Annotated in this window: 18 protein-coding genes and 1 rRNA gene; 16 read left to right on the top strand and 3 right to left on the bottom strand. The window is 37.3% G+C overall.

Annotated features, from left to right (window positions below):
• Position 1: 1 nt before the first annotated feature.
• From CA265_19235 to CA265_19180, 12 genes are all read left to right on the top strand, one after another.
• Complete coding sequence (locus CA265_19235) at positions 2-877, top strand: hypothetical protein (protein ARS41667.1); 876 nt, start codon at positions 2-4, stop codon at positions 875-877.
• A complete protein-coding gene (locus CA265_19230) occupies positions 871-1,983 on the top strand; it encodes a hypothetical protein (GenBank protein ID ARS41666.1) in 1,113 nt (370 codons plus the stop codon). Before CA265_19235 ends, CA265_19230 begins: the two co-directional genes overlap by 7 nt.
• The gene (locus CA265_19225) at positions 1,980-2,984 is read left to right on the top strand and encodes a hypothetical protein (protein ARS41665.1); all 1,005 of its coding nucleotides are present in this window, start codon (positions 1,980-1,982) and stop codon (positions 2,982-2,984) included. Before CA265_19230 ends, CA265_19225 begins: the two co-directional genes overlap by 4 nt.
• Positions 2,985-2,999: 15 nt before the next feature.
• Positions 3,000-3,749, top strand: coding sequence for a hypothetical protein (locus tag CA265_19220; GenBank protein ARS41664.1), 750 nt, complete (start codon positions 3,000-3,002; stop codon positions 3,747-3,749).
• A 58-nt stretch (positions 3,750-3,807) separates the two neighbouring features.
• Positions 3,808-4,722 carry a nucleoside-diphosphate-sugar epimerase gene (locus CA265_19215; GenBank protein ID ARS41663.1) on the top strand — a complete coding sequence of 305 codons (915 nt, stop codon included), beginning with the start codon at positions 3,808-3,810 and terminating at the stop codon, positions 4,720-4,722.
• A 10-nt stretch (positions 4,723-4,732) separates the two neighbouring features.
• Positions 4,733-5,845 (top strand): GDP-mannose 4,6-dehydratase, encoded by a 1,113-nt coding sequence (locus tag CA265_19210; protein ARS43061.1) that lies wholly within the window; start codon positions 4,733-4,735, stop codon positions 5,843-5,845.
• A gap of 57 nt (positions 5,846-5,902) precedes the next feature.
• Entirely contained in the window at positions 5,903-6,835 is a 933-nt protein-coding gene (locus CA265_19205; protein ARS41662.1) for a GDP-fucose synthetase, read from the top strand.
• 22 nt (positions 6,836-6,857) lie between these two features.
• Positions 6,858-7,907 carry a mannose-1-phosphate guanylyltransferase gene (locus CA265_19200; GenBank protein ARS43060.1) on the top strand — a complete coding sequence of 350 codons (1,050 nt, stop codon included), beginning with the start codon at positions 6,858-6,860 and terminating at the stop codon, positions 7,905-7,907.
• A 103-nt stretch (positions 7,908-8,010) separates the two neighbouring features.
• On the top strand, positions 8,011-8,991 hold the full coding sequence (locus tag CA265_19195) for a UDP-GlcNAc--UDP-phosphate GlcNAc-1-phosphate transferase (GenBank protein ARS41661.1): 981 nt from the start codon (positions 8,011-8,013) through the stop codon (positions 8,989-8,991).
• Entirely contained in the window at positions 8,984-9,532 is a 549-nt protein-coding gene (locus tag CA265_19190; GenBank protein ARS41660.1) for a transferase, read from the top strand. Before CA265_19195 ends, CA265_19190 begins: the two co-directional genes overlap by 8 nt.
• Positions 9,533-9,577: 45 nt before the next feature.
• The gene (locus tag CA265_19185; GenBank protein ID ARS41659.1) at positions 9,578-11,518 is read left to right on the top strand and encodes a polysaccharide biosynthesis protein; all 1,941 of its coding nucleotides are present in this window, start codon (positions 9,578-9,580) and stop codon (positions 11,516-11,518) included.
• A gap of 3 nt (positions 11,519-11,521) precedes the next feature.
• Positions 11,522-13,138, top strand: a complete 1,617-nt coding sequence (locus CA265_19180) for a gliding motility protein RemB (GenBank protein ARS41658.1) — start codon at positions 11,522-11,524, stop codon at positions 13,136-13,138.
• 402 nt (positions 13,139-13,540) lie between these two features.
• Here the strand turns inward: CA265_19180 and CA265_19175 are convergent, their stop codons facing one another.
• A complete protein-coding gene (locus tag CA265_19175; GenBank protein ID ARS41657.1) occupies positions 13,541-15,469 on the bottom strand; it encodes a 1-deoxy-D-xylulose-5-phosphate synthase in 1,929 nt (642 codons plus the stop codon).
• A gap of 202 nt (positions 15,470-15,671) precedes the next feature.
• On the opposite strand from CA265_19175, the gene CA265_19170 reads away from it, so the two are divergent.
• The 3 genes from CA265_19170 (at position 15,672) to CA265_19160 (ending at position 19,737) form a co-directional block, all read left to right on the top strand.
• Positions 15,672-16,415: a chromosome segregation protein ScpA gene (locus CA265_19170; protein ARS41656.1), complete on the top strand. Its 744-nt coding sequence runs from the start codon at positions 15,672-15,674 to the stop codon at positions 16,413-16,415.
• 62 nt (positions 16,416-16,477) lie between these two features.
• The gene (glyA, locus tag CA265_19165; GenBank protein ARS41655.1) at positions 16,478-17,749 is read left to right on the top strand and encodes a serine hydroxymethyltransferase; all 1,272 of its coding nucleotides are present in this window, start codon (positions 16,478-16,480) and stop codon (positions 17,747-17,749) included.
• Positions 17,750-17,898: 149 nt separating this feature from the next.
• Positions 17,899-19,737, top strand: coding sequence for a glutamine--fructose-6-phosphate transaminase (isomerizing) (locus CA265_19160; GenBank protein ARS41654.1), 1,839 nt, complete (start codon positions 17,899-17,901; stop codon positions 19,735-19,737).
• Between the two features lie 392 nt (positions 19,738-20,129).
• Here the strand turns inward: CA265_19160 and CA265_19155 are convergent, their stop codons facing one another.
• Together CA265_19155 and CA265_19150 are read right to left on the bottom strand one after the other, a co-directional pair.
• The gene (locus tag CA265_19155; protein ARS41653.1) at positions 20,130-21,500 is read right to left on the bottom strand and encodes a hypothetical protein; all 1,371 of its coding nucleotides are present in this window, start codon (positions 21,498-21,500) and stop codon (positions 20,130-20,132) included.
• 59 nt (positions 21,501-21,559) lie between these two features.
• On the bottom strand, positions 21,560-22,258 hold the full coding sequence (locus CA265_19150) for an amidophosphoribosyltransferase (protein ID ARS41652.1): 699 nt from the start codon (positions 22,256-22,258) through the stop codon (positions 21,560-21,562).
• A 927-nt stretch (positions 22,259-23,185) separates the two neighbouring features.
• On the opposite strand from CA265_19150, the gene CA265_19145 reads away from it, so the two are divergent.
• Positions 23,186-24,706 (top strand): 16S ribosomal RNA (locus CA265_19145).
• Positions 24,707-24,849 lie beyond the last annotated feature (143 nt).

Genomic DNA, 24,849 nt, shown 5'->3' with positions numbered 1-24,849 from the left:
AATGTTTAAGAGAGCGAATTTTGACGAACTTGTTAATAAATCTATCCCTTTTTTTATTGTAGTTTGCTTGTACGGAATTTCACAGAAGATATTTGGCTATTCCCCTGTAGAAATCAATTGGATTCAATCTGGTTTAAGTTTTGCTGATGAAAGAGAATTTATTGGCGGAGGTGATGTTAGGCCCTTTTCAACCTTTGCCAGCATGCCTGAATTTACGCTTTTTATTGCTATTTTTTTATATTATTTTACCATAGAAAAGAAACGATGGTATATAATATTTGCTGTTATAATGTTATATATTGCGGGTTCAAGGGGGGTGTTTATTTCAACTTTAATTGCTTATTTCTTTACCTTTTTTGTTAAAAGGTACAGTTCTTGGTATTTATTTCTTGCCTTTTTAGCTTCTCTCACAATTTTTCTGTGTTTGGTGTTTGTCTTCCCTATAATATTTAATTCTCAGGAAGAGACAACCAGGATGTTGGCATACGGTACGTTTAATGGTAGGGTAGAACTTCTTAATAGAGTACTCGAAACGAGCTCGGCTTCTTACTTATTTACCGGGGTAGATATAAAGAGTATGGGGCTTGAGCCTACTTTTGATAATTTCTACTTTATGCTTACCGCCCACTTTGGAGTTTTCGGGGGGCTATATTTTTTGTTCTTTTTTTTAAGACCAAAAGTTAATAAGAAGAACTATTATTTTTTCGCAATTTTTCTAGGCTACGGATTTTATGCAGATATGGTTTTTAGTTATTACTTAATGTTTCTGTTTTTCTTTGCCATTTATTCCTATAGTGATTCGCTTATAAGTACAAAATCGCAATTACAGACAAGCCTCACGCCAGCCAACAATCATTTAAGTAATAATATATGTTAAGAAAGAAAAGGATCTTGGTTTTAGGACAGACCCCTCCTCCTTATGGTGGACAAGCTTTAATGCTTCAAACACTTTTGGATGGAGAATATAAAAATGCAGAACTATTTCATGTAAGGCTTGAATTTTCAAGAGATTTTGATGATATGGGAAGTTTCAAGTTATATAAGTTTTGGGGCTTATTCAAAGCAATTATATTAACTTGGGTTTACCGTTTCTATTATAATGCAAATATCCTGTATTATGGTCCGGCTGGGCCAAATAAGCTCGGGATGTATAGAGATATGTTATTGCTTGCGCCTATCCGGTTTATCTTTAAAAAAACAATACTTCATACTCATGCAGGTGGCTCTTCTAGGCTTTATGCCAACTTGAATCCAGTGGCAAAATTCTTTTATAGAATTGCATTTTTCAAACCTGATATTTTAATCACACTTACGAACTACAGTCATGGAGATGAAGTGGTTTTAAAAGCTAAAAAGTTGTTTGTAGTACCTAATGGTATTGAAGATGAGTACCCATCATATCACGCCAAGTTTGGATCGGTAAAAAACGAAATACCAAACTTACTCTATGTTGGGGCAATGTATGAAGAAAGAGGAATGCTTGAGCTTATAGAGGCAGTTAGGATACTGAAGGAAAAAAGCATTCCATTTTGTCTTCAACTTGTGGGGATTTTTATCTCAGCAGAATTTAAGGTTCAGATAGAACAGCTTATTGAAAAGTATAATTTAACAAGCGATGTATTTTTTTTAGGTACAAAAATAGAGGCAGAAAAATGGAAGGTTTTTGGAGAAGCGGATATTTTTTGCTTTCCAACGAGAGTTCCTTCTGAAACATTTGGAATTGTGCTGGTAGAATCAATGCAATTTAAGGTGCCAATTATTGCTACCAGATGGAATGGAATTCCATATGTAGTAGATGATAAAGTTAATGGAATCCTGGTTGAACCAAATAATGCAAGTGATCTTGCCGCTAAATTGGAACTACTCATTAATGACAAAGAGTTGCGTAAAACATTAGGCGATAATGGCAGGGCAAAATATGTCGATAATTACTCGATAAATACATTTTTAAAAAATATGGATAACGTTTTTGGTGAAATATGAAGAATATAAAATTATTAATAACCGGTGGCTCAGGATTTATTGGATCAAATTTTATTGACTTGTTGTTGAGTAATGAAATAGATAATTTTATAAACCTTGATAAACAAAAACCCCTAAACTCAATACATAATAAATTTTGGGTAGAGGGCAATATCATGGATGAAGATAAACTGGCTAAAATTTTTAATGAATTTAAACCGACTCATGTGGTGCACCTTGCAGCCAGAACTGATACTGCAAGTGATAAATTGGAAGATTATTATGAAAATACAGAGGGAACGGCAAATTTGATTAAAGTAATTGAGAGCTGCGAGTCAATTAAGCACGTCGTGATTACTTCAACCCAGTATGTTTACAAGTCGAACGAGTTACCATTGCCTTCAAACGATAAAGATTTTAAGCCCCATACTGCATACGGTGTTAGTAAAAAAATCAGTGAAGAGGCAACCGCTAACTCATCTATGCAGTGTGCTTGGACCATAATAAGACCTACCAATGTATGGGGGCCTTGGAATATGCGCTATCCAAACGAATTTTTTAAAATTATAGATAAAGGTTTATATTTTCATCCAAAAGGCGTGGATCCTGTTAAATCGTATGCGTATGTGAAAAATGTTGTACATCAGATTTATGGGATTATAATTTCTCCAATAGAACTTGTTGATAAACAGGTATATTATGTAGGAGATAATCCAATGAACTCGGTCCAGTGGATAAGTGCATTTAGTCAGGAACTGACCAATAAAAAATTAAGGACTTTCCCAAAATTTTTACTGCAATTAGTTTCTTATGGTGGAGATATTCTTAAAAAAATAGGAATTCCGTTCCCTTTACATTCTGAGAGATTTAACAATATGATTGATAACTATCCAACTCCAATGCAGAAAACAATCGATAACTTTGGTTTATCTAATCCTAATTTGGATGAAAATGTTAAAGAAACTATTAGCTGGATCAAAACCGAGGGTAAACCTTTCTTTCCTTATTGGAGCAATAAATAGTTAATTGGATTTAGAATGGCATATAAAATGCAAAAATATTTCAATGTTTTCCTTGAGTTTGATCATCATTTACTGAAAAGTACCATTGAAGAAGCAATAACAAATTCGCAAAAAGGGTATGTGTGTGTGGTAGATGCAAATGTGCTTACAATTGCTCAAAAAGATGAGCAATTTAGGAATGTGTTAAATGGAGCATTAATTAATACCTGTGACGGAAGTTCAATTGCTATGCTGGCGGGCATGGTGCATAAACAGAGATTAAGAGCATTAAATGGCCCCGAAATTTTTGCTTATTATATAGAGAAAAAATACAAACAACTTTTATTAGGTAGTGATGAAGAAACTTCCAATCAAATAAAAGCTACGCTCCAGAAAAACGGTGTAGACAATTCGCATTTAGATGTAATGCCATTACCATTTGAAAAAGTTGAAGATTTCAACTATGCCGAAATTGCAGAAAAAATTAACATATTAAAGCCTGAAATTATTTGGGTATCACTAGGTGCACCTAAACAGGAGTTATTTATAGCAAATTTAATTCCTTATTTAAATAGTGGAATATTGTTTGCAATCGGAGCAGCATTTAATTTTTATATAGGAAAAATTGCTTTGCCTGATGCAAATGTTGGAGCCCTTAAATTTATATGGATCAGTCGGATTTTTAGTGAACCGAAAAAACAGCTTTCCAGAATAATGCCATATCTGAAAATAATACCAAGGCTTTACTGGCAAGAGAAAAGAAAAATTAGGAATAGAAACAAATAAATCGGATAACTTCTTTAATAACACAAGCTCACCAAATGAGATCTAAGTAATTTTTAACATGATACATAATTTAATATTGACTGGATCATCTGGTTTTGTAGGTCAAAATTTGACTAATTACTTAACAAAACATGTTAATTACAAAATTACATCATTGGATCGTGTATATTTGAAAAACGTTAATATCGAGTTTCCAGATGGAACAGAAGCAATTGTTCATTTAGCTGGTAAAGCACATGATTTAAAGAATGTGAGCGGCGCAAATGAATATTATGAAGTAAATTTTGAGCTTACAAAAAAACTGTATGATGCATTTATAAAGTCTGACGCTCAGAAATTTATTTTTATAAGTTCAGTAAAGGCTGTTGCTGATATAGTAGATGGAGAACTAACTGAAAATGCTATTCCTTCGCCAAAAACACACTATGGCAAATCCAAACTTCTGGCTGAACAATATATAATGAACCAACAATTGCCAGCAGGAAAATCTTATTATATCCTAAGGCCTTGTATGATACATGGTCCAGGAAATAAAGGTAATTTGAATCTATTGTTTCAATTCGTTAAAAGAGGAATCCCATATCCTTTAGCCGCTTTTAAAAATAAACGATCATTCCTTTCAGTTGATAATCTTTGTTTTGTAATTAGCAACCTGCTAGAAAAAAATGTGCCTTCAGGTATATATAATGTAGCTGATGATGAAGCTTTATCAACCAATCAAGTTGTTGAAATACTTGCAGGCGCTTTAGATAAAAAGGCCGTTTTATGGAGAGTTAATATAAATTTGGTTAAATTCTTGGCTAAAATTGGAGATTATACTAAAATGCCCCTAAATAGTGAACGTTTAAATAAACTAACAGAAAATTATATAGTAAATAATAAAAAAATAAAAGAGGTAATTAAAGATAACTTACCACTTAAAAGTGATGAAGGATTGGTAAAAACAGCAACCTCATTTGATGTTAATGAATAATATTTATAAAATGAAAAAAGCTCTAATAACAGGTATTACAGGTCAAGATGGAGCATATCTTGCCGATTTACTTTTGAAAAAAGGATATGAAGTACATGGTATAAAAAGAAGAAGTTCTTTATTTAATACAGATCGTATAGATCATTTATATCAGGATCCACATGAAAGTAATGTAAGGTTTAAGTTACATTATGGAGATCTTAGCGACTCTACCAACCTTATCCGTATTGTACAAGAAGTTCAACCAGACGAGATCTATAATTTAGGTGCAATGAGCCACGTGAAAGTAAGTTTCGATACACCAGAATATACAGCTAATGCAGATGGGATAGGAACTTTAAGGTTGTTAGAAGCATTACGCATACTTGGTTTAGAGAAAAAAACTAAAATCTACCAAGCATCTACCTCAGAATTATATGGTCTGGTTCAAGCTGTACCTCAAAGCGAAACCACACCATTTTATCCAAGATCTCCATATGCAGTTGCAAAAATGTATGCTTATTGGATTACCGTTAACTATCGCGAAGCATATGGTATGTTTGCCTGTAATGGAATTTTATTTAACCACGAAAGCCCTTTACGGGGAGAAACTTTTGTTACCAGAAAGATTACAAGAGGTACTGCTAAAATTGCATTAGGGCTACAGGATAAGCTATATTTAGGCAATTTGGATGCGCAACGTGACTGGGGGCACGCAAAGGATTATGTTGAAGCAATGTGGTTAATTCTGCAACAAGATACTCCAGAAGATTATGTAATTGCAACCGGGGTTACAACAACAGTAAGAGATTTTGTAAAGATGTCTTTCAAAGAAGTGGGAATTGAACTTGAATTTAAGGGGAAAGGAGCTGATGAGAAAGCGTACGTTGTATCGTGTATTAATCCAGATTACCAATTAGAAATTGGAAAAGAAGTTGTTTCTGTTGATGCTGCCTATTTTAGGCCTACAGAAGTTGATTTATTAATTGGAGATCCAACAAAATCGAAAACTAAGTTAGGTTGGATACCTAAATATGATTTACCTGCTCTAGTTAGTGAAATGATGGTTTCTGATGTGGACCACTTCAAAAAAGAGTTGATGTTAAAGGCCGCAGGATACAGTGTTAAAAACCAATTTGAGTAACATTAGTAACAAAATAATGTATTAAGAGGCTTTGTAGGCTGCCATCATCAATATAAAATGAATAAGAACGATAAAATTTACATTGCTGGACATAGAGGAATGGTCGGTTCAGCAATACTTCGAAATTTAGAACGCAACGGTTTTGACAATATATTAACTGCAACATCCTCCGTCTTAGATTTGAGAGATACCTTGGCTGTATCGAGTTTTTTTCAAAACGAGCAGCCTGACTATGTTTTTTTAGCAGCAGCTAAGGTTGGTGGAATAGTTGCAAATAATACTTATCGAGCTGATTTTATTTATGAGAATTTGATGATCCAGAATAATGTAATCCACCAAGCTTATGTAAATAAAGTTAGAAAACTGATGTTTTTAGGCTCGTCTTGTATTTACCCTAAATTAGCACCTCAACCACTAAAGGAGGAATACTTGTTAACAGGTGAATTAGAATCTACCAATGAACCATATGCAATAGCAAAAATTGCGGGCATTAAAATGTGCGATGCTTATCGTAAGCAGTATGGCTGTAACTTTATTTCAGTTATGCCAACAAATCTATATGGACCAAATGATAATTATGATTTAAATAACTCGCATGTATTGCCCGCCATGCTTCGCAAGTTTATTATTGCTAAGAAAAATGCAGAAAAGTCAGTTACTATTTGGGGTAGTGGAACGCCTCAAAGAGAATTTTTGCATGCTGATGATTTAGCTGAAGCTTGTGTTTTTCTAATGGAAAAATATGATGAACCAGGTTTAATTAATATTGGTGTTGGAGAAGATATCTCCATTTTAGCTTTAGCCGAATTGGTTAAAAAAACGGTAGGCTTTCAAGGTAATATTTTGACAGACATTTCAAAACCTGATGGTACTCCTAGGAAGTTAATGAGTGTTGATAAAATTAACGGGCTGGGTTGGAAAGCAAAAATAAAATTGGAAGAAGGGGTTTCCAAAGTATACCAAGAAATTAAAGATAATGATTGGAACTAACAATAATACTTATGTGTTAATCATGGCGGGAGGTGTTGGCTCCCGCTTTTGGCCAAAAAGTCGAAACCACTTTCCTAAGCAATTTATAGACATATTGGGATTAGGTAAATCCTTATTACAACTGACATATGAGCGGTTTTTAAACATCTGTCCTAAAGAACAAATTTATATTCTCACGAATGAAAGTTATTCTGGTTTGGTGGCGGATCAGTTACCAAACCTTTTAGCTAATAATATATTGTTGGAACCTAGTCGCAATAATACTGCGCCTTGTATCGCTTATGCCAGTTATAAAATCTTTCAAATCAATCCAGATGCAAATATAGTTGTTGCACCATCAGATCACCTTATTTTAAAAGAGCAAGAATTTTTAACTAAAGTGGATCAAGCCTTAACTTTTGCTGCTGAACACGATGCATTACTTACACTCGGTATTAGCCCAACAAGACCAGATACAGGCTATGGCTATATTAGATATCAAGATGGATTATCGGAAGTAAAAAAAGTTGAAGCTTTTATGGAAAAGCCTTCTCTGGAGAAAGCAGAAGAATACTTAGCCAATGGCGATTACGTTTGGAATGCTGGCATTTTTATTTGGTCGGTTAAAGCAATAAAAAAAGCATTTAATAAGTATGCAACTGATATAGACAAGATTTTTACACGAGGTGATAATTTCTATAATACCAAAGAAGAAACGAATTATATTATAGAAAACTATCCCACAGCGCCAAATATTTCTATTGACTACGCTATATTAGAGAAAGCCGATAACGTATATACCATTCCTGCTGATATTGGTTGGTCTGATTTAGGTACCTGGGCATCCTTACATACTGTAGCCAACAAGGATGTTAATGCGAATGCTGTAAATTGTGCTTTTTTACATTTAGATAAAACCTCTAATTGTATAATACAGTTACCAGATAATAAGGCCGCTGTTATTAAAGGAATGGAAAATTATATTATTGTGGATGATGGGAAAGTGTTGCTGATTTACCCAAAATCAGATGAGCAAGAAATTAAGCAGGTTGCCGCTGGCATGGTAAGCATTTTTGGAAACGACTATTTATAGTTAAACAGGTTAATACTAATGTAAACAGACTGAATTCAAGTCTGTTTTTTCTTTTTTATGCAGCCCCTCTTAATTTTCTTTATCTTCGCCAATATTAAGATTTATGACAGCTATACTTGCAATAATCATCCTTATCGGTCTTTTTATTATTGAAATAATTTATTTCAAAATCGCCGATCGATATAATATAATTGATCAACCCAACCATCGAAGTTCGCACTCCGCAGTTACCATCCGTGGGGGTGGGATTCTTTTTGGGATTGCAGGGCTGCTTGCCTTTTTTCTTTTTGGTTTTCAGTATTTATTTTTCACTATCGGATTATTTCTGATTGCTTTAATCAGCTTTTTAGATGATATGCATACACTAAACAATAAAGTACGTTTAGTGGTTCATGGTTTATCAGTATTGTTGCTATTTACGCAATTAGACGTAATTTATTTTCCATGGTATTTTACAGCCATTGGGGTGATCGTAGTGATAGGGACCATAAACGCCTATAATTTTATGGACGGAATCAATGGGATTACAGGGGGATACAGCCTTTTATTACTAGCTACTCTCTATTACATTGATCAATATATAATTGATTTTACTTCTATCGAACTGCTTCTAACGGTTATCATATCTTTAGTTGTTTTTAATTTCTTCAACTTCAGGAAGAAAGCTAAATGTTTTGCCGGAGATGTAGGCAGTGTAAGCATAGCTTTTATCATTGTATTTGTTTTAGGGCAACTTATTTTTAAAACCCAGAATCCAGCCTATATTTTATTTCTTCTTATGTATGGCCTCGATACAGTGACCACTATTTTCTTCAGAGTAGTAAGAAAGGAGAACATTTTTAAGGCACATCGCTCACATTTTTATCAGTTTTTGGCCAATGAAAAAAAATGGCCACAATTAGCTGTGGTCGCACTTTACCTAGTGGTACAGCTTTTAATTAATCTTTTAATTCTTTTCATTATTCAGGGCAATTTGTTATCGGCATTATTATTGTTGATGGTGTGTCTGGTTGTTTTTGTTACTCTACGGTTTAGAATTGAGGGTAAAGAACATTTGTTTAACTTAAAGTTAAGTAATGAGTGATTGGGTAATTTACGGTGGCGGAGGCCACGCAAGAGTAATTGGCGATGCTATTAAATTGAGGGGTGATCGGTTAATTACTTATTTTGATGATAATAAAGATTTAGCCTCCATTAATGATATTCCTGTTTTTCCTTATCATGAGAGTGTAGAGCAGGAGGCCAAAATGGTCATTGGCATTGGTAACAATGAAGTAAGAAGAAATATTTCTAGGTATATTGTACATGAATTTGGAATCGTTATCCATTCGAAAGCTATAGTTGCCAATGATGTGATTATTGGTGAAGGCAGTGTTATTTTAGCAGGTGCAGTAATTCAATCTGGAGCCCTCATTGGTAAACATGTTGTGATTAATGCGAATGTAACCATCGATCATGATGCAATAATTGGAGATTTCTGTAGTATATATCCAAATTCATATATCGGTGGTGGCGCTGTAATTGGTACAGGAGTAAGTATTGATGCATGCTCTACCGTGGCAAGATTTACAAAGATTTTAGATGCATTCGAAAGGGATGATGTTGTTGAATTAGAATTGTATTAATCTTATTGTAATGCTTATCTTTACTAAAATTTAGCCTATTGTATTTTGTTTACACAAATTAATATTGTTCCTCGCTGGGTCATTTTCTTATTGGATCTGATCATTTGCACATGTTCTTTAATATTTGCTTATTCCCTTAAGCATAATTTAGATTTAACTGCGATCGATTTACCCGAATTGGCCAGGAATCTCTTGATTATTGGCGCCATTAATATTGGGGTTTTCCTACATATTAAGACATATACCGGTATTATCCGTTATACTAGTGCGCAAGATTCGTTTCGTATTTTAATATCTGTTATTATTTCTAACGGTACTTTCTTTGTACTGAATCTAATCGCCATAACTTTTTTTCAGTACCCATTAATTTCTTTTGCAATATTAATTACAAATGGTTTAACGAGCTTTTTGTTATTAATGACCTATCGTGTGCTAATTAAGTATTTTTTTATCTATGTGAAAAACCTTAATCTTGATAAAAAGAAGGTGATCATTTATGGTGCCGGTGAGGCGGGCTTGGCCACGAAAAGAACTTTTGACCATGATGGAAGCGTAAATAAGAATATTGTTGCTTTTGTTGATGATGATCAACGAAAAGTAGGTAAAACAATTGATGGTGTGAAAATTTTGGATGCAGCTAATCTTGCATATCTCATCGGTGAGCATGAATTAGATGAGATTATTTTTGCCTCCTATACCATACCAGATGAGAAAAAGGACGAAATTGTTGATCTGTGTTTAGAGAATGACATTAAAGTTCTAAATATTCCACCTCTTGATGTTTGGACCAATGGACAGTTAAAGCCCGCCCAGATTCAAAAGTTAAATATCGAAGACTTATTAAACCGCAAATCCATCAAAATCGATATTGACGGTATCGGCCAGATGCTAGATAAAAAAAGAATCTTGATTACTGGAGCCGCTGGTTCAATCGGGAGTGAGATTGTTCGTCAACTTTCTAAATTTAATGTGGGTCTGATCATTCTATGTGACCAATCTGAGACTGCCCTTCATGAGCTTTTTCTGGAATTGGAAGAGACCAATAAGACTAAGAACTTTCACGCTTTTATTGGTGATGTTCGTGATGAGCAGCGCATGGATAAATTGTTTGAAACCTATAAACCGCACTATGTATATCACGCAGCAGCATACAAGCATGTGCCCTTGATGGAGGATAATCCAGCAGAAGCCATAAAAGCAAATGTACTGGGGACTAAAACCATTGCCGATAAATCTGTTAAGTACGGGGTTCAGAAGTTCGTAATGATTTCTACTGACAAGGCGGTTAATCCGACCAATATTATGGGTGCGTCAAAAAGGATTGCGGAGATTTATGTTCAGTCACTCAACAATTCATTAAGTACGGATGGATTTATTTTTACAAATGGTCTGCAATATATAAACGAGCTGAATGTTAAACCGATTACTAAATTCATTACTACTCGCTTTGGAAATGTTCTTGGTTCGAATGGCTCTGTTATACCAAGGTTTAGGCAACAGATAGAAAAGGGAGGGCCAGTTACGGTAACTCATCCAGAAATTACACGTTATTTCATGACTATACCAGAAGCATGTCGTTTGGTATTGGAAGCTGGCTGTATGGGCAAAGGTGGCGAGATTTTTGTTTTTGATATGGGTAAGTCGGTTAAAATTGTTGAGTTAGCCAAAAAGATGATCAGACTTGCAGGTTTGGAACCCAACGTTGATGTTAAAATAGAATATTCTGGCTTACGTCCGGGAGAAAAATTATATGAAGAATTACTGAACGACAATGAAAATACTATGCCTACCCATCATGAAAAAATTATGATTGGTAAAGTAAGGGAGTATGTATTTGCTGATGTAGAAAAACAGATTTATGAACTAATTTCATCTGCAAAATCTGATAGTAATAGACAAGTGGTAATGAATATGAAAAAACTGGTTCCAGAATTTAAGAGTAAAAATTCAATATTTGAAGAACTGGATAAGCTAATTAACGAATAGAAAATGATGAGAAAAATCTTTTTAATGGCCTTAATGGCCATTTTTGCTTTAACTGCTGATGCACAAAATCCTACCCCTAATTGCAACATTCCTTATGATTATCAGTTTTATCAAAAGCTAAATCCTTCGGTTTACGATCAACAATTGAAATTCCATTCTGCCATTAAGGGCTTTTATGCGGATGATAGTGCCTTGCAAATGCATTTTGATTCCTTGATGAATGTAGGGACAGACAGTTTAAATAAAAGAAGCTGGGTACATCGTAAATTATTCCAGGAGCATCTTCTGGAATTTAAAAATGAGGACTATAATATTTATGCCGATTTTCTACCGGATTTTCAAATCGGTAGAGACTTTGGTTCAGATCGATCAACATGGCTAAATACCAGAGGTTTTCAGGTAGGTGGCAATGTTGGGAAACAATTTTCGTTCTATTTAAATGGTTTTGAAAATCAGGGCAAATTTGTAAACTATGTAAATAACTTTGTCGTAGCCAACCAGGTAGTGCCTGGGCAAGGATATGGAAAATTGGGAGCAGATAAACAAGATTGGTCTTATGTTACTGCCCTATTGTCTTACACGCCGAGTAAATATTTAAATTTTGCCTTAGGTTACGATAAAAACTTTATTGGTGATGGTTATCGATCGATGTTATTATCAGACGTTTCCTCTAACTACTCTTTCTTTAGGTTAAGAGCAACAGTAGGGAGCGTTCAATATCAAACCATTTTTGCCTATATGTTAGATCCAGGAGCACCTAAGTTAGCTAGCGACAGAAGATTAGGAGATCGTGGGAAATGGATGGCCGCACATTATGTGGATTGGAATGCTACTAAACGCTTTTCTGTTGGTTTCTTTCAGGCGGTTACTTGGGCTGATGCAGAACCGGAAGGCAAACGTGGATTTGATTTTAACTATATCCACCCATTTATGTTTTTGCGCCCGATTGAGAGCACAAATACGACCTCGCCAGATAAAATGCGTTTAGGAATTAACCTAAAATATGAACTGTTAGAAAAAACAGCATTATATGGACAATTCATGTTTGATGAGTTTACTGCAAAAGAATTTTTTAAAGGAAACGGTTATTGGGCAAATAAATTTGCTGTTCAGTTTGGTGTACGGGGATCTGATCTTTTTAAAGTACAGGGATTAAACTATCTTGCCGAATTTAATACTGCACGACCATATACCTATGCACACTTCGATCGTATTTCGAACTATGCCAATTACAATCAATCTTTAGCTCACCCGCGTGGGGCAAATTTCAGGGAATTTTTAGGGATTTTAAATTATAGCTATAAGCGGTTCGATTTGCAAGGACAAGCACTATACTCCAGATATGGTCTAGATCCTGATGGGATGAATTATGGTGGAGATGTCTTTAAAAGCTACGATACCAGATCTGTTCAATATGGAAGCCATATCGGGCAAGGTATAGGTACAGACCTATATTATTTGAAAGGGCAGGTTGCTTATTTACTAAACCCTAAGTATAATTTAAGGTTAGAAGTTGCGGGTACCTATAGAAGAGAAAGTAATGAACTGGGATTGAATAAAACAGGATTAATCACAATAGGGTTAAGAAGTTCGTTTAGAAATATCTATCACGATTTTTAATATCTCTCCGTTATTTAGTTAGGGTAATTTTATCCTGACTTTTTACTTAGTTTATCTCTGTTTAGGGATTGATTGAATAAAAATCCAAAAAAATTAAGAACGGTTTTGGTCAATAAAATTGATTTTTTAAGCGTTTTCATTACTATTTTATTAAGGTGTGCTGGTATTAGCACAAATATAATACCAGTAAACATAGTAACTTAGAAATTGTTTGCAAACTGAAGTAGATTTTTAAAAGAATAAAATAGATTCAGGCTATTCTTTTGTAGTTGTGCTATTTGTCAATACTTATTATTAGGTATTGGATTAAAATTGAGTAAAAAATTTAATATTTCCTTAATATTTTGATTATAATAGCTGAGGTTAGGGCTATATTCCTACATAAAAAATGTTAGGCTTAATTTAACCAGCCATAGTATTGGTTGTTCTTTTGATGGCAACTTTTCTAACCGTTTCAACAATCGCATTTTTATCATATCCACATTCAGCCCAAAGTTCAGCCTGTTCGCCATGTTCGATAAATTGATCTGGAATACCCAGGCGGATTACATTGGCGTGATAACCATGATCGGCCATAAATTCCAATACTGCAGAACCTATCCCTCCGGGTAATGAGCCATCTTCTACCGTAATTACATTTTTGTATTTGGCAAAAACTTCATGTAATAATTGTTCATCTAAAGGTTTTACAAAACGTAAATCGTAATGTGCCGGATAAAAACCTTCGCTGTTCAGTTCGGCGCGGGCTTCAACAGCAAAGTTACCTACATGACCAATGGTTAATAACGCTACATCCTCTCCATCACAGATCTTACGTCCTTTGCCAATTTCTAATGCTTTAAATGGTCGTTTCCAATCAGGCATTACACCATTACCACGTGGGTAGCGGATTACAAATGGGCCAACATTTTCTTGCTGGGCGGTAAACATCAGGTTTCGCAACTCTTCTTCGTTCATTGGAGAAGAGACTACCAAATTTGGGATGCAGCGCATGTATGCAATGTCGTAAGCACCATGGTGTGTTGCACCATCGGCACCAGCTAATCCAGCTCTATCCAGACAGAAAACCACGTTTAGCTTTTGGATAGCCACATCATGAATCACCTGATCGTAAGCTCTTTGCATAAAACTCGAATAGATATTGCAAAAAGGTACCAGCCCTTGCGCAGCTAAACCGGCTGAAAAAGTCACGGCATGTTGCTCCGCAATACCCACATCAAATGCACGTTTTGGCATCGCTTTCATCATGATGTTTAATGATGAGCCTGATGGCATAGCGGGCGTAATGCCTACAATTTTATCATTCGCCTCAGCCAGTTCTACCATGGTATGTCCAAAAACATCCTGATATTTTGGTGGTTGCGGCTTATCAGGAACGCTTTTTTTAATTTCTCCCGTAATCTTATCAAAAAGGCCCGGTGCATGCCACTTGGTCTGATCTTTCTCTGCTAATGCAAAACCTTTTCCTTTTACGGTAATACAGTGTAAAAGCTTAGGGCCAGGAATAGCTGATAAATCTTTTATGGTTTGTGCCAAACGTTTTACATCGTGCCCATCAACAGGGCCGAAATACCTAAAGTTTAAGGCTTCAAATAAATTACTTTGTTTCAGTAAGGTGCCTTTAATACTTTTCTCTATTTTCTTAACGTACTTGTGTGCGTTAGGACCAAGTTTAGATAATCCGGTAAGTACATGAGAGATGTCATCACGGAAACGGTTGTACGATTTCGAGATGGTAATGCTGGTTAAATATTCCTTAAGCGCACCTACATTGGGATCGATAGACATGCAGTTATCATTTAAGATGACCAGCACATTACTGTTTTCAATCCCGGCATGGTTTAAACCTTCAAAAGCTAAACCTGCAGTCATGGCACCATCGCCAATAACAGCCACATGCTGTCTGTCTGTTTCACCTTTTAATTGCGAGGCTACCGCCATGCCCAAAGCAGCCGAAATAGAAGTAGAAGAGTGGCCTACACCAAAAGTATCATATTCGCTTTCAGAAATTTTCGGGAAACCGCTAATTCCGCCGTATACCCGGTTGGTATGGAATAAATCTCTACGGCCTGTTAAAATTTTGTGCCCATATGCCTGATGACCTACGTCCCAAACTAATTTATCGTAGGGGGTATTTAGCGCATAATGTAAGGCAACTGTTAATTCAACAACACCTAAACTGGCGCCAAAATGGCCACCATTTACACTCACAACATCAATAATATACTGTCGTAATTCCTGGCTTATTTGTTCTAAGTCAGAGTCGCTATATTGCTTTAAATCAGCGGGATAGTTGATTTTAGATAATAGGGGGCCAGCTTTTACTTGCATTCGAAATTTATGGTAAAAAACAAGATACAAAGTAAGGTAAATTTGTTTTAATATAGAAAAGAAAAATACTGGTTTATTCTTAAGCGTTAAGCGGTTGGCGATGAGGGCTTAGCATGGAGCGTTTGGCGAAGAGCGGCTGATGATTGCGTGTAGCGTTTTAAGTTAGAGTACCTGAAAATTTTCATTATGTTTGTCTCTTCACATGCAGGCAGAGAATTTTGAAATAAAACTTCCGGTATTCGAAGGCCCCTTCGATTTATTACTGTTCTTTATTGAACGGGATGAGCTTAATATCCAGGATGTGGAGATTGCTAAAATTACGAACGATTTTTTGGCCTATATCCATCAGCTCCTGGCCTTGAATGTAGAAGTGGCCAGCGAATTTATTTTAGTGGCCGCAACTTTGATGCGCATTAAATCTAAAATGCTTTTGCCAAGGATTGAGGTAGATGAGGCCGGAAATGAAATTAATTCGGAACAGGACCTGATCGCCAGGCTAATTGCCTACAAACAGTTTAAATCTGCAGCAGAAGAAATGAAAGTTTTTGAAGAGGAACGGTTTAAACAGGATCAACGCGGTAATATTGCATATGATCTAACCCTGGCAGCTGCATCCTCCACGCATCAGGATGAACTTTTATCATTGGATTTGTATAAGCTTTTAACCATTTACCACCGAACGATGCAGAAGTATGAACTGCGCAGTGAGGAGGTTAAACATACTGTTGTTCAATATCCCTATACTATCGAACAGCAAAAACACTTTATTGCCAATTTGCTTGATATTAATAAACAGATCGATTTCGCCCTAGTCCTTAAAAATTCGGAGAATAAAGTGCATTTTGTTTATAATTTCCTGGCTATTTTAGAAATGTTGCAGCAACAAATCGTAGAGATAACCATTGGGAGCGGCTTTAACAACTTTAATGTGAAAGCATTATCCTAATAGAGCCTAAATTAAATTTGAATTTCTTACTTTTGCAAAAAAAATACAAACCTCATATAATGATGACACGCGACAACCAAATTTTTGAACTTATTGATAAGGAGTTAAACCGCCAAGAACATGGTTTAGAGCTTATTGCATCAGAAAACTTTGTAAGTAAGCAGGTAATGGAAGCTGCCGGATCGGTACTAACCAATAAATATGCTGAAGGCTTACCAGGAAAACGTTACTATGGCGGTTGCCAGGTAGTGGATGTAGTAGAGCAAATTGCTATCGATAGGGCAAAAGAGTTGTTCGGTGCAGCATGGGTAAATGTTCAGCCACACTCTGGTGCACAAGCTAACGCAGCAGTAATGCTTGCCATTTTGCAGCCAGGTGATAAAATATTAGGATTTGATCTTTCTCATGGAGGTCACTTAACTCATGGTTCGCCCGTTAACTTTTCGGGTAAATTATACCAGCCTTTATTTTATGGTGTTGAAAAGGAAACCGGATTAATTGACTATAAAAAATTAGAAGAAGTTGCTTTAGCCGAAAAACCTAAATTAATCATCTGTGGCGCATCTGCTTATTCTCGCGAGTGGGATTATGCTTTTATCCGTTCGGTAGCTGATAAAATTGGCGCTTTGGTTTTAGCTGATATTTCTCACCCGGCAGGTTTAATCGCAAAAGGATTGTTGGCCAACCCACTTCCACATTGCCATATTGTAACCACTACAACTCACAAAACGTTACGTGGTCCACGTGGTGGTATGATTATGATGGGACAGGATTTCGAGAACCCATGGGGATTAAAAACACCTAAAGGCGAAATCCGTTTAATGAGCAACTTGCTTGATATGGCCGTTTTCCCTGGTACACAAGGTGGTCCGTTAGAGCATATTATTGCGGCTAAAGCAATTGCTTTTGGCGAAGCTTTAAGCGAGGAGTACGGAACATACATTAAACAAGTAGCTGCTAACGCACAGGCAATGGCCAAGGCATTTGTAGCGAAAGGATATGGTATTATTTCTGGTGGTACAGATAACCACTTAATGCTGATCGATCTTCGGAATAAAAATATCACTGGTAAAGTAGCAGAAAATGCTTTAGAGAAAGCTGAAATTACAGTGAACAAGAATATGGTTCCTTTCGATGATAAATCTCCATTTGTAACTTCAGGTATCCGTGTAGGTACTGCGGCAATCACAACCCGTGGTTTAAAAGAAACTGAAATGGAAAAGATTGTCGATTTAATCGATCAGGTTCTAACCAACCCGGAGGATGAAGCTAACCTGAATAGTGTAAAAGCTGAAGTGATTAAACTGGTAAGCGCTTTCCCACTTTATAAATAAGATTATACACCAACCCCGTTGGCAATACAATAGCATGAGCAGTTACATTAATTTGTAGCTGCTTTTTTTGTGAAGTAAGTTTATCGGCTTTTTTTCTTTAAAACAAACGTTTGTTTTATATATTTGGCAAATTAATGTGATATAAACTTATGTGTGGAATAGTAGGCTATATTGGTTACAGAGAAGCCTGGCCAATTGTACTGAAAGGTCTTAAAAGATTAGAATACCGTGGTTATGATAGCGCCGGTATTGCGCTGATGAATAACAGTGGTCAGCATATTTATAAAAAAGCAGGAAAAGTAGCTGTTTTAGAAGAATTTGCTGAGGCCCATGATAAATCGGGCACTAGTGGTATGGGGCATACCCGTTGGGCTACGCATGGTGTACCCTCAGATCGGAACTCTCACCCACACACCTCTAATAATGGAAAGCTTTCTATCATCCACAACGGGATTATAGAAAATTATGCCACCTTAAAGGAAGAATTGACTAACCGTGGGCATGAGTTTAAAAGTGATACGGATACAGAAGTGTTGATTCATTTGATTGAAGAAATCCAGGAAATTGAAAATATAGATCTTTTAGAAGCGGTTCGTTTGGCCTTACGCGAAGTAAATGGAGCCTACGCCATCGTGATCATGGATAAAGAACACCCGGATCGTTTAATTGCGGCAAGAAAAGGTAGTCCAATGGTAATTGGTGTTGGAAATGGAGAATATTTCATTGCTTCTGATGCTACGCCGATTATTGAATATACCAAAAATGTAATTTACCTAAAGGATGGCGAAATTGCCCTGATGACCAGGGAGGACCTGTTGATTAAACAGTTAGATAATGTAGTCCAAACCCCGCTAATTCAGGAACTGGAGTTAAAGCTCGAAATGTTAGAGAAGGGTGGCTTCGATCACTTCATGCTTAAAGAGATTTATGAGCAGCCACGTTCGATTAAAGATTGTATGCGGGGGCGTATTTATCCTGAAGAAGGGAAGGTTCAGCTTGGCGGGATCAAAGAATTTGCAGAGAAATTAAAAAATATAGACCGGATTATTATTGTGGCCTGCGGAACCTCATGGCATGCAGGTTTGGTTGGCGAATATCTGATTGAAGAATATGCGCGAATCCCGGTTGAGGTAGAATATGCTTCAGAGTTCAGGTACAGAAATCCGATCATTACTGAAAAAGATGTGGTAATTGCCATTTCACAATCTGGAGAAACTGCCGATACCATGGCGGCTATAGAGATGGCCAAAGAACGGGGGGCAACTATTTTTGGGATCTGTAATGTTGCCGGTGCCTCCATCCCGCGTTTAACCCATGCTGGTGTTTACACACATGCCGGACCAGAAATTGGTGTAGCATCAACAAAAGCATTTACCGCACAAGTAACGGTTTTAACGTTGATGGCCTTTTATATGGCGCAGCAAAAAGGAACCATTACCACTTCAAAATTAATAGAGCTTTTAACTGAACTGGATAATATCCCTGAAAAGATCCAGGTGGCACTTGAGTCGAACGATCTGATTAAAGAGGTAGCAGAAAAAATCAAAGATTCTACTAACTGTTTGTTCTTGGGGAGAGGCAGTGGTTTCCCTGTAGCCTTAGAAGGTGCTTTGAAACTGAAAGAAATTTCATATATCCATGCAGAAGGTTACCCTGCTGCAGAAATGAAACATGGTCCGATCGCTTTAATTGATGAAGAAATGCCAGTAGTTTTTATTGCAACGCAAAATTCATCGTACGAGAAAGTGATTAGTAATATACAGGAAGTAAAAGCCAGAAAAGGAAAAGTGATTGCCATTGTAACGCAGGGCGATACCGAAGTGAAGAAAATGGCCGATTATTGTATCGAAATTCCTGACGCCAATGAAGCCTTTTTACCACTTATAGCAACCATTCCACTACAGTTATTATCATATCATATTGCGGTAATGCGTGGTTGTAATGTAGATCAGCCTAGAAATTTGGCCAAATCCGTAACCGTTGAATAATTTTACAACAAAACAAATAAATAAAGCAGTTGCATTAATTTGTAGCTGCTTTTTGGTTTATAAGCGGTATTTAAATACTGACTCTGTTAACTAAGCCCGATTGAACGGATGCCGTTTTAATTGATAAATACCTTTTTTACTGAGCTTTTAAAACGGCAGGAGGAAAAGCGGGACTGCAGGCTGCCATTAGCACTAACACTAACTTTAAAAAAAATATTTTTGATGATATAGGATTGCGATTAAGAGGATGTAGGTTTTTCAAAAAACTTTTTTTAAAAGTAAAGGGCCGATATTCTTAGAAGAAATATCGACCCTTACCATCTAAATTAACGCTCTCGAATATATAAACGGAAATTCTCGCCGTTTTGTTTTCAGAAAATAAAAAAAATAAATTATTTCTCGTAACTGCCTAAGGTTGAGGGATAAATTCTTGTATCCCCTTTCGCATCCTTAATAAGATAATTAAAATAGGGGTCGGTGCTTAAGTCAGTGCCCTTTTTTCGGGCAATGCTATTGGCAGCCAGCTCAAAATTCTCCAGTTCTTTATTAACAAAAAGAGGGTCGGTGTTTAAAATATTGCCATTGTTACTGTAGGCGTTGTTGCTGGATCGGATTAAATTGCTCCATAAATTCAGCTGCACTATTGCAGCAGTTTTCTTTTGGATATCCAGTTCATTCGTTAAACTGCCCCAGATAATATTATTGGTTAAATCTATTTGAAGTTTATTATAAGCATTTGCCGATAAATAATCTGAAAAACTCAAGGAAGCGGTTTTGCGTGGGAAATTTAAGTTATAACCCGCAAAAGTATTCTGCTTCAAATTGTAATTCCCCCCTCCTACTGCATAAATTAAATAATTCCCACAGTTATACATTACATTATTAAAAGCGAGCAGTTCTGAATGGTAGCCGATATAAGCCGCCACCTGCATGTTTTTAATAAGGCTATTGCTTAAAATTAATTTTGGATTATTATTAACGGATAAAGAATCGGAGGTAATGCCAACAGATGCATTTTTGATGATCGCATTTTTAATAAGCCCATATCCGCTTCGTTTTAAGAAAATCCCTTTCCATTGGCCGGGCTCATCACTATATGTTCTTTCGAGTCTATCGCTACAAAATAGTACAGGCTGAGTAAGGCTGCCATTAACTGTTAGGTTTCCTTCTATATTTAAATTAGCATCCTTATGAAAATAAATTTTGGTCCCAGGCTGGATGGTTAGTGAAGTCCCGCTTTTAACCGTTAAAGATCCATTGATAATATAAGGTAAAGCTTTTGTCCAGATGGTATTGGTATTAATTGTCGATTCATTAACAAATACAGCATTCTGTCCATAGGCTAAAAGCTGAATTACCTGTCTGTTGCCATTTGTATTTAATATGATGGAATCCTGAACCAGGAAGGGGAGGTTGGTTGAATTTGGGTTGATCGAAACTTTAACAAAAAGATTGATTGAATCCTGGCCGTTTATGATGAGGTCATTTTTGTTTTGTGTTGGCTCCCCGTTAATGTTAAGGCTAAACGCCGAATTGCTGCCACCCGATAACCTGATTTCTGATACTTTAACCGCATCATTATTTTTGTTGGTAATCTTTATTCTTTTCGTTATTGAGCCTACAGAAGTAAAAATGGTATCAAATAATACCTCCTGATTAGCAATGTTCAGTTTAGCATTTGGGTCTGAGGTAATGCGTTCCCCCTTCCGGCAAGCTGAAGTAAGGAATAAGATTAAAAGCACTAAACCAATATGTAAACGCATAAATCAAACTTAGAAAAATGTTTGGCTACTTACAATAGCACTTAAACCATACAATCGTATTATTCTGCAAAGGCAAGTGCCGCAATACTCACTTTAGCTGCCCCAATAGCTAAGAGTGTATTGGCGCACGCTTCAAGTGTTGCCCCGGTAGTAATTACATCATCAACCAGTAAAATATGTTTACCACTGATGTCTTCAGGAGAATTGACCTGAAAAACATCTTTCATGTTTTCATAACGGTTATACCTGCTTTTTTTAGTTTGACTTTCGGTAGAAGTATTCCGGATAAGGTGATCTTCGCTAATTTCAATTCCCATTTGTGCTGCAATTCCTTCTGCAATAAAGGTACTTTGGTTATATCCTCTAATCTTATATTTTTTTCGGTGTAAGGGAACCGGGATCACGATATTAATATCTTGGTAAAGAACCTCGGTTTTTAACCGTTCTCCCAGCATGTTACCTAATAGTACCCCAACATCGGTTTTGCCATTGTATTTTAAGCTGTGAATTAAATTTTGAACCTTGGCTCCTTTTCTAAAATATAACATGGCCATTGCAGCGTTTAGAGGTAAGCGGCCCCATAATTGCCTGGCAACCCTGTTATCTGCATCTTGGTGATAGTCTGTAAAAGGGAGATCATATAAACATTTTAAACAAATCAACTGCTCATGCCGAAACAGGTGAGTTCCGCACGCATGGCATAAATTTGGAAATAATAATCCAAATAAATCAGAAGTCCATTGTTTAACCAGCAACATCTAACTAATTTATAAAATATTTGTGAAGACTGCGGTATATTAGATAGAAGGTCTTTTTTTTAGCAAAGCAGGTTTAGTGCTACTATATAGGTATGTCCCCGCTATCCGCTTTATCCCGACTTTAGGTCGGGATGCCCGCTGCTATCGGGTTTAGATGGCACTGACTTCCTAAGTTTCAAGTGGCCGGGTGCAGGAAAAACTTCGGGATTGTCTGGGCGGCGCGCCAATAAACACTTGTTTCCTTAAAAAGTTTTGCCCGTCGCAACATTTTTTCCTGTTGAAAACCATGGAGTTACCTCAGGCCTTTGGTTAATCGGCAGAAAAGCTTTGCAGAAGCATTAATTTTTCCTACTTTTGCATCCCGCTTCGGAGGAAGGGTTTTATTGAAAGGATGGTATTAGAGTGATTGGGTCGGTATTTATTTTAAAATAAATATTGCGGGAGAAGAAAAGATTGCTACCTTTGCAGCCCGGTTCGGAAGGACGGAAAGCTGGTTAACACCGGCATATTGAAATAAGGGGAAGAGGAAAAAAAGAAGACGAAAAAAATAAAATTTATTTTATTTGGAAGTTTAAAAAAGATCCTTACCTTTGCACTCCCAACCAAAAGGAAGGGTAAAAAAATCGGAACGGCGGATGTCGGGAAGGTAACAAAAAAAGATTGAAACGGATTGAAACACAGGTTGGACGAATAAGACCGGCCGGAACTGAAACCGAAGATATATAAATGATCGGCCGCGAGGTTTACCAGATCAACAAGTTCTTAAAAGAGATGTCAATGTAGCGTAGCGAGGTAATGGAGTACCGATCAAAGTACATGATTACGTAGCTTTATTTTAAAGGTGGTGTCTAACAGACAACATAACAAAAAGAAGACTATTTTTAACAATAGTTAAAACTGGTCAGCATCTTACAACACATTTTACAATGGAGAGTTTGATCCTGGCTCAGGATGAACGCTAGCGGCAGGCCTAATACATGCAAGTCGAACGAGATTATCCAGCTTGCTGGATATGAAAGTGGCGCACGGGTGCGTAACGCGTATGCAACCTACCTTTATCTGGGGGATAGCCCGGAGAAATCCGGATTAATACCGCATAAAATCACAGGATGGCATTATCCAATGATCAAACATTTATGGGATGAAGATGGGCATGCGTGTCATTAGCTAGTTGGCGGGGTAACGGCCCACCAAGGCGACGATGACTAGGGGATCTGAGAGGATGGCCCCCCACACTGGTACTGAGACACGGACCAGACTCCTACGGGAGGCAGCAGTAAGGAATATTGGTCAATGGAGGCAACTCTGAACCAGCCATGCCGCGTGCAGGAAGACTGCCCTATGGGTTGTAAACTGCTTTTATCCGGGAATAAACCTATTTACGTGTAAATAGCTGAATGTACCGGAAGAATAAGGATCGGCTAACTCCGTGCCAGCAGCCGCGGTAATACGGAGGATCCAAGCGTTATCCGGATTTATTGGGTTTAAAGGGTGCGTAGGCGGCCTGTTAAGTCAGGGGTGAAAGACGGTAGCTCAACTATCGCAGTGCCCTTGATACTGATGGGCTTGAATGGACTAGAGGTAGGCGGAATGAGACAAGTAGCGGTGAAATGCATAGATATGTCTCAGAACACCGATTGCGAAGGCAGCTTACTATGGTCTTATTGACGCTGAGGCACGAAAGCGTGGGGATCAAACAGGATTAGATACCCTGGTAGTCCACGCCCTAAACGATGAACACTCGCTGTTGGCGATACACAGTCAGCGGCTAAGCGAAAGCGTTAAGTGTTCCACCTGGGGAGTACGCTCGCAAGAGTGAAACTCAAAGGAATTGACGGGGGCCCGCACAAGCGGAGGAGCATGTGGTTTAATTCGATGATACGCGAGGAACCTTACCCGGGCTTGAAAGTTAGTGAATGATCTAGAGATAGATCAGTGAGCAATCACACGAAACTAGGTGCTGCATGGCTGTCGTCAGCTCGTGCCGTGAGGTGTTGGGTTAAGTCCCGCAACGAGCGCAACCCCTATGTTTAGTTGCCAGCATGTAATGATGGGGACTCTAAACAGACTGCCTGTGCAAACAGAGAGGAAGGAGGGGACGACGTCAAGTCATCATGGCCCTTACGTCCGGGGCTACACACGTGCTACAATGGATGGTACAGAGGGCAGCTAGCCGGCAACGGTATGCGAATCTCACAAAGCCATTCACAGTTCGGATTGGGGTCTGCAACTCGACCCCATGAAGTTGGATTCGCTAGTAATCGCGTATCAGCAATGACGCGGTGAATACGTTCCCGGGCCTTGTACACACCGCCCGTCAAGCCATGGAAGTTGGGGGTACCTAAAGTATGTAACCGCAAGGAGCGTCCTAGGGTAAAACCGATAACTGGGGCTAAGTCGTAACAAGGTAGCCGTACCGGAAGGTGCGGCTGGAATACCTCCTTTCTGGAGTAGCACCGCCTACTCGCCACGCAACATGATATTTCTAAATAAGGTAGAGGGTAATAAGGTAGAAGGCTTAAGGCCACCATGCCATACCGGATACTTTAAAAAACACAAGAGAAAAAAAGAAACACCCAGAAGACAACGGT

It is taken from the genome of Sphingobacteriaceae bacterium GW460-11-11-14-LB5, from assembly GCA_002151545.1.
GTDB lineage: Bacteria > Bacteroidota > Bacteroidia > Sphingobacteriales > Sphingobacteriaceae > Pedobacter.
This window is presented reverse-complemented; position numbering and strand designations above follow the sequence as displayed.

Coding starts and splice junctions, on each gene's coding strand:
- CA265_19235 (ARS41667.1), top strand. CDS start 2: ATGTTTAAGAGAGCGAATTTTGACGAACTTGTTAATAAATCTATCCCT.
- CA265_19230 (ARS41666.1), top strand. CDS start 871: ATGTTAAGAAAGAAAAGGATCTTGGTTTTAGGACAGACCCCTCCTCCT.
- CA265_19225 (ARS41665.1), top strand. CDS start 1,980: ATGAAGAATATAAAATTATTAATAACCGGTGGCTCAGGATTTATTGGA.
- CA265_19220 (ARS41664.1), top strand. CDS start 3,000: ATGGCATATAAAATGCAAAAATATTTCAATGTTTTCCTTGAGTTTGAT.
- CA265_19215 (ARS41663.1), top strand. CDS start 3,808: ATGATACATAATTTAATATTGACTGGATCATCTGGTTTTGTAGGTCAA.
- CA265_19210 (ARS43061.1), top strand. CDS start 4,733: ATGAAAAAAGCTCTAATAACAGGTATTACAGGTCAAGATGGAGCATAT.
- CA265_19205 (ARS41662.1), top strand. CDS start 5,903: ATGAATAAGAACGATAAAATTTACATTGCTGGACATAGAGGAATGGTC.
- CA265_19200 (ARS43060.1), top strand. CDS start 6,858: ATGGCGGGAGGTGTTGGCTCCCGCTTTTGGCCAAAAAGTCGAAACCAC.
- CA265_19195 (ARS41661.1), top strand. CDS start 8,011: ATGACAGCTATACTTGCAATAATCATCCTTATCGGTCTTTTTATTATT.
- CA265_19190 (ARS41660.1), top strand. CDS start 8,984: ATGAGTGATTGGGTAATTTACGGTGGCGGAGGCCACGCAAGAGTAATT.
- CA265_19180 (ARS41658.1), top strand. CDS start 11,522: ATGATGAGAAAAATCTTTTTAATGGCCTTAATGGCCATTTTTGCTTTA.
- CA265_19175 (ARS41657.1), bottom strand. CDS start 15,469: ATGCAAGTAAAAGCTGGCCCCCTATTATCTAAAATCAACTATCCCGCT.
- CA265_19170 (ARS41656.1), top strand. CDS start 15,672: ATGCAGGCAGAGAATTTTGAAATAAAACTTCCGGTATTCGAAGGCCCC.
- glyA (ARS41655.1), top strand. CDS start 16,478: ATGACACGCGACAACCAAATTTTTGAACTTATTGATAAGGAGTTAAAC.
- CA265_19160 (ARS41654.1), top strand. CDS start 17,899: ATGTGTGGAATAGTAGGCTATATTGGTTACAGAGAAGCCTGGCCAATT.
- CA265_19155 (ARS41653.1), bottom strand. CDS start 21,500: ATGCGTTTACATATTGGTTTAGTGCTTTTAATCTTATTCCTTACTTCA.
- CA265_19150 (ARS41652.1), bottom strand. CDS start 22,258: ATGTTGCTGGTTAAACAATGGACTTCTGATTTATTTGGATTATTATTT.